At 71.7% G+C, this 8089-nt stretch carries 5 protein-coding genes and 1 pseudogene; 2 read left to right on the plus strand and 4 right to left on the minus strand.

The features are described from left to right. Positions 1-224 precede the first annotated feature (224 nt). A complete protein-coding gene (locus D7W81_RS07165) occupies positions 225-1994 on the minus strand; it encodes a S53 family peptidase (protein ID WP_120554575.1) in 1770 nt (589 codons plus the stop codon). Positions 1995-2165: 171 nt separating this feature from the next. Between D7W81_RS07165 and D7W81_RS07170 the strand changes: the two genes are divergently transcribed. After that, entirely contained in the window at positions 2166-2915 is a 750-nt protein-coding gene (locus tag D7W81_RS07170) for a HEAT repeat domain-containing protein (protein ID WP_120554576.1), read from the plus strand. Then, entirely contained in the window at positions 2912-3649 is a 738-nt protein-coding gene (locus D7W81_RS07175; RefSeq protein WP_120554577.1) for a HAMP domain-containing protein, read from the plus strand. The genes D7W81_RS07170 and D7W81_RS07175 overlap by 4 nt, the downstream gene beginning before the upstream one ends. A gap of 111 nt (positions 3650-3760) precedes the next feature. Here the strand turns inward: D7W81_RS07175 and D7W81_RS07180 are convergent, their stop codons facing one another. From D7W81_RS07180 to D7W81_RS07190, 3 genes and pseudogenes are all read right to left on the minus strand, one after another. Then, positions 3761-6691: a helicase C-terminal domain-containing protein gene (locus tag D7W81_RS07180; protein ID WP_120554578.1), complete on the minus strand. Its 2931-nt coding sequence runs from the start codon at positions 6689-6691 to the stop codon at positions 3761-3763. Between the two features lie 67 nt (positions 6692-6758). Further along, entirely contained in the window at positions 6759-7181 is a 423-nt protein-coding gene (locus tag D7W81_RS07185) for a cupredoxin domain-containing protein (RefSeq protein ID WP_120554579.1), read from the minus strand. A gap of 88 nt (positions 7182-7269) precedes the next feature. Then, positions 7270-8089 (minus strand): annotated as a pseudogene (locus tag D7W81_RS07190) (hypothetical protein); the annotation flags it as partial.

Genomic DNA, 8089 nt, shown 5'->3' on the forward strand with positions numbered 1-8089 from the left:
GGGGAAGTGGAAGGGTTCTCCGCCAGGGCATCGCTCGGTCCAGCGACGGCATTGCTGCAAGCGGCTGCGAGGAGCAGGAGGCAGGAAAGGGACGCGCGCAGGGGGGACAAAGACATGGTCCTGTCCCGAACAGCATGCCCTGCGCATGCATTCGCATCCCGTCAATCCGGGATGACAACCGGAGCGGGGCTCGACTGCCCGTCCGCTCTATGTCGCCTGCCCGCTCAGGGCAGGGTCTGCAGCAGCCCCTGCGCGTCGGGCGCGCCCCAGCCGGTGGGGATGTCCCAGCCCGGTCCGGCTTCGTACTGGCGGTCGGTGACGCCCACGGTGATGTCGCGGAACGTCTTCTGGACGTTGGGCAGCGTGTACAGCTGCGAGTTGAGCCAGCCCACCGGCGGCTTCGCCGCTTCCGCGCGCGCGCCGTTCACCACGGTGATGAGCCCCGCGAAGATGGGCGAGGAGAACGACGTGCCGGTGTTGGGCGTGGTGACGCCCAGCCACGTGTACCAGAAGCCGGTGTCCGCATTGAGCGCCACGTCCACCACCGCGCGCTTCGCGGGCATCGGGACCAGGCCCTTCTGCCACTCGGGCGTGGCGAAGGTGCGGGTGATGCCGGAGCCGGAGTAGTACCAGGCCGTCTCGCCCGTCACCGTCATGCCGTTCATCTTCAGTTGCGTGCCGCCCACGGCGGTGACGTAGGGGCTGTTGCCCGGCACGTCCACGCCCGCGGAGTCTCCGCTCGCGGCGGCGACGGTGATGCCCAGCGCGGCGGCCATGGTGCTGGCGTGGCTGTACGCCTCGTGCACCGCCTTCGGTTCGGAGTCCTCGCGGTGCGCGAAGGACGTGGTGATGACGGACACCTCGGCCCGGCCAATGGCTTCGTTGTACGTGTAGAGCATGGACGTGTTGCGCGCGTCCGGGCCCATGTAGACGAGCACCTCCGCCTTGGGCGCCATCGCCGCGGCCCACTCCACGTCCAGCGTGCCCTCGCGGTAGCGCGTGACGGGCGCCTCCATGGTCTGGATGACCTTGGGGTCCTCGCGCTCGATGCCCCACATCTTCCAGAAGGCGCGCACGTCCTTCCACCGGAAGCTGGCGCCAATCACCACGCCCAGCTTCATGCCCTGGCCCTGGTGCCCCTGCTCGTAGAGCGTGTCCACGTTGTAGGCGCGCGCCACCTGCTGCGGCGTGAGGCCCCGGCTGACGGGGTTGGGCGGCTCCGTGGACGGCTGGCCGAACTCGCCGGGCAGCGTGCCCGTCTCCGCCGGCAGGTCCAGCGCGACGACGGCGTGGATGCGCTGCTGCACGAACGTGGGCGCCTTGACGCCCTCCACCAAGCCGTAGACGTCGTGCGGATCATTGCCGCCCTGGGGCGACTTGCGCTCAAGCACGCGCAGCGTCACGCCGAACGCCTTGTTGAACTGGGCGACCGTGCCCACGAACTGCACCAGCAGCCGGTTGGTGGCGACGTAGGGCACCTGCATGCCCTCGGACTTCAGCCAGTCCGTGACGAGGGTGACGTCCTTCTCCAAGGGGGCGTGCTTCGCCATCCACTCGGCCTGCGTCATGTACTGGCGGAAGCGGGAGCCCCCCGGCTTGTAGATGTCCGCGATGCGCTCCTCGAGCCCGCGCTCGTCGCGGATGGGGAAGGACACCAGGCCGCGGATGAGGTCCGTCACCGGCGCCTCGCCCTTGTCCGTGTAGACGCCCGGCAGCGGCCCGGGGACGCCGTCCGTCGTCGGGATGGGCGTGGGGTCCATCACCTCCGCCTCCGGGTCTGGCGGCGGAGGTGGGTCCACCACCTCCGGCTCCGGCGGTGGCTTGCCGGGCGGCGGTTGGGACGTCTCGGAGTCGGGAAGGGTGGGCGTGGACTCCACCGGCGTTGGCCCGGGAGGTCGCGGCTTGCCCACCGACGTCAGGCGGTCCGAGTCACGACAGCCGCCCATCCACCCCGCCAGCAGAAGAACACCCGTCAGGATGACTCCGCGCTTCATTGCTCCCCCAGCCCGCGGTGACCCGCATCGGGTCCGCCGCACCCCAGCCGTCCTCCCCCCTGGAGGACGTCGCCCATTGTGCGCCTCCAAGGTGGGAGCGATTGCCCTGAGAGGCAACTGTCGTGGATAGGTAAATCGCGGCTACACTGTTGGCACTTCTTTGCCCATCCCATGCGGCTGCCGACAGCACTCCTGCTCCTCTTCTTCCTGCTGCCGTGCGCTGCGCTGGCGCAGGGGGACACGCGCATCACCTTCCTGGGTCGTCAGTTGGAGAAGGGAAGGGATCCGCGTGCACGCTCACAAGCCGCGCTCGTGTTGGGCGCCACCGAGGACCCCGAGGCGGTGACGCCCCTGTGCGGCGGCCTCAAGGACCCCAGCGAATTGGTGCGCACGGCGGTGGCCAAGGGCCTGGGCGCCCTCCTGGAGCCGAAGGGGCTCGACTGCCTCCAGGCGGTGCAGGGCGAGGCGGACGCCACGGTGCAGGCCGCGGTGGCGGAGTCCATCAAGGCCATCAAGACGTACCAGGCACGCCGGCCGCGCTTCTACCTGTCGCTGGACGGGCTGAAGGACAAGACGGGCAGCGTGCCCGCGGACCTGGTGAAGGTGACGGAGGCGCGGCTCCGCTCCAAGCTGGTGCGCCGGGGCGCGCAGCTGGCGCCGGAGAAGGAGTCGAAGGCCGCGGCGAAGGGCACGCTCAAGAAGCTGGGCGTGCACGGCTACCGCATCACGGCGGAGATCCAGAAGACGGACAGTGGAGGCCTGCGCCTGGCGCTCCTGTGCATGACGTACCCGGAGCAGTCCCTGATGGGACAGGTGGAAGTGAACGCCGCGGGAGCTCCGCCCGCGGACCTGTTGAAGGCCCTGATCCCCCGAGCCATCGAGGAAGCCGCCGCGACCTTCGACTGGAGCAGCGAGACATGACGACCACCACGGCCCAGGCCCCGACGACGAAGCGCCGCTGGCGCAACTTCCTGCTCGACGCGCCCTTCCAGCTGAAGCTCACGGCGTACATCGTCGGCGTGTCGCTGGTGATGGCGGCGCTCCTGGGCATCTTCCTGGTGCGCGCGGCGAACTCGCTGATGCACGAGACGGCGACGGCGGTGGACGCCCGCTCGGCGGCGGCGGAGGTGAGCCGCGAGCTGTCCGGCGCCACGCTCTCCAACGAGCTGATGGCGCACATGAACGACCCGGCGTTCGAGAAGAAGTTCCAGGAGCAGGCGCAGGCCATCGACGCCAAGTACGAAGCGGAGCGCACGGCCATCGTCGCGCAGCGCGCGGAGCTGGAGCGCCACCAGCAGCTGACGTGGTGGGTGTTGGGCGGCTGCCTGGTGATGTTCATCGCGGTGGTGGCGCTGGCGACCATCGTGGTGACGCACCGGATGGCGGGCCCGCTCTTCCGCATCAAGCGCATGATGCGCGAGGTGGCCGAAGGGCGCCTGCATCCGCCGCAGCACGGCCTGCGCGAGGGCGACGAACTCCAGGACGTCTTCGAGGCCGCGCGGGACATGACGCAGCGGCTGCGCACGCAGCAGGAAGAGGACGCGCGCGTGCTGGCGGAGCTCCTGGCCCAGGCCCGCACCAGCGGCGCCACGGGCGCCTGGGTGGACGAGATGAGCGCCCTGGAAGCGCGCTACCGCGAGCGGCTGGCGCGGTAGTAGGGCAGGGCGGTGGGGCTCACACCCGCGCGGTGTCCGCGGCGAGCCCCATCTGCATCAACTCCGAGTGCAGCAGCAGCCGCGCCTGCGCCCACGGCAGGGCGGTGGGGCTCACACCCGCGCGGTGTCCGCGGCGAGCCCCATCTGCATCAACTCCGAGTGCAGCAGCAGCCGCGCCTGCGCCCACGGCAGCGCGACGACGCGGTAGCCCGCGAGCGCCTGGAGCAGCAGGGGCCGGTAGCTCGCGTGTCCGGGGTCCGCCACCACGACGATGCCCCGGTCCGTGGTGGAGCGGATCAGCCGCCCGACGCCCTGACGCAGGAGCAGCAACGCGCGCGGCAGCCGGTACTGGAGGAAGCCCAGGTACTCGTTGCCCGCCTTCGCCAGCGGCTCCTCGCGCGCGGCCACCAGCGGCCGTGACGCCGGCTCCAGCGGAAGCTTGTCGATGAAGACACACCCCACGCCGCGCCCGGGGATGTCCACGCCCTGCCAGAAGCTCTTGGTGCCCAGGAGCACCGTGCCCGTGTCTCGCTCCTGCCGCGCCGCCAGCGAACGGCCGTGCCCGCGCGACTGGCGCAGCACTTCAATGCCGTGCGGCTCCAGCCGCGCCTGCACCTCGCGCGACACGCGCTCCAGCCGCCGCGTGGACGCGAACAGCCCCAGCACCCGGCCACCCATCACCTGCGCCAGCCCGGAGATGCGCCCGGAGGCCCAGTCAATGAACGGCTCCTCATGCGCGCGCGGCGCGTCGGTCACGAGCACCACCAGCGCCTGCTGTCCCAGGTGGAACGGTGAGGGCGCGCGCAACAGCGGCGGCCTCAACCCCAGCCGCTTCAGCACGAAGGGCACGCCGTCGCCCGTGCCCAGCGTGGCGGACGCCATCACCAGCGCGCGCTTGTTCGCGGCGAAGTCCTTCGCCACGGACTCGGACACGTCCACCGGCTGCGCGCCCACGCTCCAGCGTTGCTTCCGAGGCTCCGCCCGCGCCGCGTAGCAGCGCTTCACATCCGGCTCGCCGGCCAGCTCTCCCGCCAGCACCGACAGCTCGCCCAGCTCCGTGGTGGCGCCGGCCAGCTCCCGCTCCAGCGAGGGCTGCTTCACCGCCAGCTCCGGCAGCGCCGCCAGCACGCGCACGGCCAGGAGCGTGTGCACCCGTTGCAGCGCCGTGCGCACCGCGACCAGCCCCTCGCGCACGGGCTCCCAGGCGGGCAGGGCGCGCACCGCGTCCGTCACCCGCAGCTCCGGCGCATAGGCCGCGTCATCCGCGTCCTCGCCGGGCATCGCCGAGGCGGGCTCGCACAGGGCCGTCACCTGTTCACCCAGGGCGCGCGCCTCCCCGAGCAGCGTGCGCAGGGCATCGTCCACCTCGGACATCAGCACGCGGGACTCATCCCGGCGCGTGGCGGCGAGCGCCCGGCGCAGCTCCGCGAAGAGCCCCCGGCGCCCGTCGCGTCCGTGCAGCCGCTCCGTGAGCCGCAGGAAGGCCAGGTCGGACAGCTCCACCGTGAGCGCGGTGGTGGCCACGTCCTCCAGCTCGTGCGCTTCGTCCAGCACCAGGTGGTCCAGGCGCCCGTAGCGCGCGGGCCACGCGAACGCGAGCGACTGGTTGATGACCAGCACGTCCGCCTCGCGCGCCTGCGCTACCGCCGAGTGGTAGAAGCACTTGTTGTGGTGCGGGCACCGCTCGCCCAGCGTCGTCGCCGCCTCGGAGCGCACCGCCGGCACCAGCCCGTGCATCCCCGGGAAGCGCTCTCGGAACCAGTGGCTCAGCCGGTCCAGGTCCCCGTCCAGGCTGCGCCTCATGTACGCGCGCACGTAGGCCCGGGGCGCCCGCGCGGAGTGGTTCATCCCCGGCTCCACGCGCGTGGCCTCCAGCGCGCGGCGGCGGCACAGGTAGTTCGTCTGGCCCTTGAGCAGCGCGTAGCCGAACGCGCCGCCCGTGGCCTGGTGCAGCCGGGGCAGGTCCTTCTCCAGCAGCTGGTCCTGGAGCGTCTTCGTGTGCGGCGCCACGCCCACCTTCAGCCCGTTGCGCGCCGCGAACAGCGCCGCGGGCGTGAGGTACGCCAGCGACTTGCCCGTGCCCGTGCCGGCCTCCACCGCCACCTGCCCGCCGTCCGACAGCGTGCGCGCCACCGCCTGCGCCATCTCCAGCTGCGCGGCCCGGGCCAGGAACCCGCCGCCCCGCTCCAGCGCGCCGCCGGGCCCCAGCACCTGGGCCACCTCCTCCGGACGCACCGGCAGCGGCGTCGCGTCCAGCTCGGGTTCCGGGGGCGGCCTGCCGCCATTCGCGCGCTTGCGCTCCGGCCGCGCGCGCAGGAAGCCGCCCGTCGTCTCCAGGCTCAGCGGCACCGGCGTGGCCCGGCAGGACTCCCACAGCCGGGACAAGAGCCCCAGCAGGGGCCGCGCATCCGCGTCCACCGCCAGGTCGCGCGCGTCCTCCTCCGACAGGGAGTCCAGGAGCGGCGTGGGCCCCAGCGCCGCGCGGGCCCGGGGGTCCATCGTGGCCAGCAGGTCCGCCACGTCCTCCGCGCGCCCGTCCCGCACGCAGCCGTCCAGCGCGTGCACCAGCACCGCGTGCACCGCCACGCAGTCATGGAGCGCACGGTGGGGCTGCTGCGAGCCCAGCTTCGCCCACCGCATCAGCGACTCCAGCGAGTGGCTGGGCAGCTCCGGGTGCAGGTAGTGCATGAGCTCGCACGAGTCGAGCACCGGCACGCCACCGAGCACGTCTGGCAGGAAGCCCTTCTCGAACGGGGCGTTGTGCGCCACCACCGTCCAGCCCTCCAGCCGCTTCCGGAGCTCCGCGCGCTCCGCGTCGAAGCGGGGCTGCCCGGACAGCTGTCCGTCGGAGAGGCCGGTGAGCCGGCGGATGGTGAGGTTCAGCGGGCGCGACGCCGAATACAGCCGGGAGAAGCGGTCCACCTCCCGGCCCTGCTCGAAGAAGAGGCAGCCCACTTCGATGACCTCATCCACGCGGGGGTCGAGCCCCGTCGTTTCGAGGTCCAGGAAGACGTGCCGGGTGAAGAGCTCCGAGCTGCCCATGCAGGGCGTCGAGCCTACCCGGCCGGGCGGACATCGCCAGTTAACGGGCGCCGACGGCCGGCCGGGCTCAGTCCACGACGAACGTGCCGGCGATCATCTTCCCCATCGCGCAGCCGTACTTCAGCGTCCCGGACTGGTTCGGCGTGAAGGTGATGTCCACCGGCGTGTTCAGGGGCAGCTTCGTGTCGATCTTGTACTCGTCCATCACCAGCTCGGTGGCGCACGTCAGGTCCGTCTTGCGCGTCACCACCAGCTTCACCGGCTCGCCCTTCTTCAGCTGCACCGGTGAGGGCTCATAGCCCTTCTCCGTGACGGCCAGCTCCACCACGTGCACGCCGTTCTCCCGCCGCCCCACCTCCTGCGCGGCGGGCGCGTCCGGCTCCTTCGCGGAGGACTCCTTCGAGCACGCCTGCTGCGATGCCCCCGCGAGGACCGCCGCCGCGGTGAGCGCGAGCCAGGGCTTGATGATGCGGGAGAAGAAGGGGCGCATGGACGAAGGCTCCAGGGGAGGAAAGGACAAGGGCGGCCCGCCCGTGAAGGCGAAGGCCGCCCGGAGGTAACGGCACCGCGAGCGGTTTTCAGCCCGCGGCGTCCGGCTTGGGCGCGTCCGCGTCGTCGTCGGCGTCATCCTCGGGCGGAGCCGGGGGCGCGTCGAAGCGCAAGAGCGCGTGCAGCGGAACGAACAGCTCGTGCCCGGGCTCACCCAGCAGCACGTCGAAGCGGCCCACGCGCAAGAGCGGCGCCTCCACCGTGATGCCGTTGCGCAGCGTGAGCTTCACCGTCTGCCCGATGTGCGGCAGGAACGGACGCGGATCCGAATAGGGACGCTTGTCCGGCTGCCGTGCCACCTGCGCCGGCTTCTGCGTGAGCTTCGCGTCGCGCTCCAGGTTCGGCATCAGCCGCTCCCAGTCACCCCTGCGCGCGATGAGCACCACCTGGAGCTTCTCCAGCCGGCCCGTGCGCTCGAAGGTGAAGGCGATGGCCTCCTCCGTCAGGAGCGTGTCCAGCAGCGACCGCTCCGCCAGCACCACCGACAGCTCGGTCTTCTGCTCGATGAACGCGCCCAGGAAGTCCGCGACGAGCGCGTTGTCCACCTGGCCGCGCGCCTGCTTGATGGCCGCCTTGCGCTGGCTGCGCTCCTTGCGGGCCATGAACTCCTGCACCGTCAGGCCGCTCTGGAGGATGCCGAACGCGTCCCCCAGTGACAGGCCCGGCGTCTGGTTCATCAGCTCGTAGACCTGGTCGAAGCGCTTCGCCTCCTCGGCGTGCAGCTTGCGCCAGATGCGCGCCTTCATCTTCCCTTCCAGCTCACCCTTGGCGATGCGCGCCGGCACGTGCTCGCGCGTCGCCAGCGCCAGGATCTGCTCCGGCGTGGGCGGCGGACGCGGCGTGCTGGGG

It is taken from the genome of Corallococcus aberystwythensis (genome assembly GCF_003612165.1).
GTDB classification, from domain to species: domain Bacteria; phylum Myxococcota; class Myxococcia; order Myxococcales; family Myxococcaceae; genus Corallococcus; species Corallococcus aberystwythensis.

Bases quoted from the DNA above. Each gene is read 5' to 3' on its own strand.
- D7W81_RS07185 (WP_120554579.1), bottom strand. From the start codon at position 7,181: ATGCGCCCCTTCTTCTCCCGCATCATCAAGCCCTGGCTCGCGCTCACC.
- D7W81_RS07165 (WP_120554575.1), bottom strand. From the start codon at position 1,994: ATGAAGCGCGGAGTCATCCTGACGGGTGTTCTTCTGCTGGCGGGGTGG.
- D7W81_RS07170 (WP_120554576.1), top strand. From the start codon at position 2,166: ATGCGGCTGCCGACAGCACTCCTGCTCCTCTTCTTCCTGCTGCCGTGC.
- D7W81_RS07180 (WP_120554578.1), bottom strand. From the start codon at position 6,691: ATGGGCAGCTCGGAGCTCTTCACCCGGCACGTCTTCCTGGACCTCGAA.
- D7W81_RS07175 (WP_120554577.1), top strand. From the start codon at position 2,912: ATGACGACCACCACGGCCCAGGCCCCGACGACGAAGCGCCGCTGGCGC.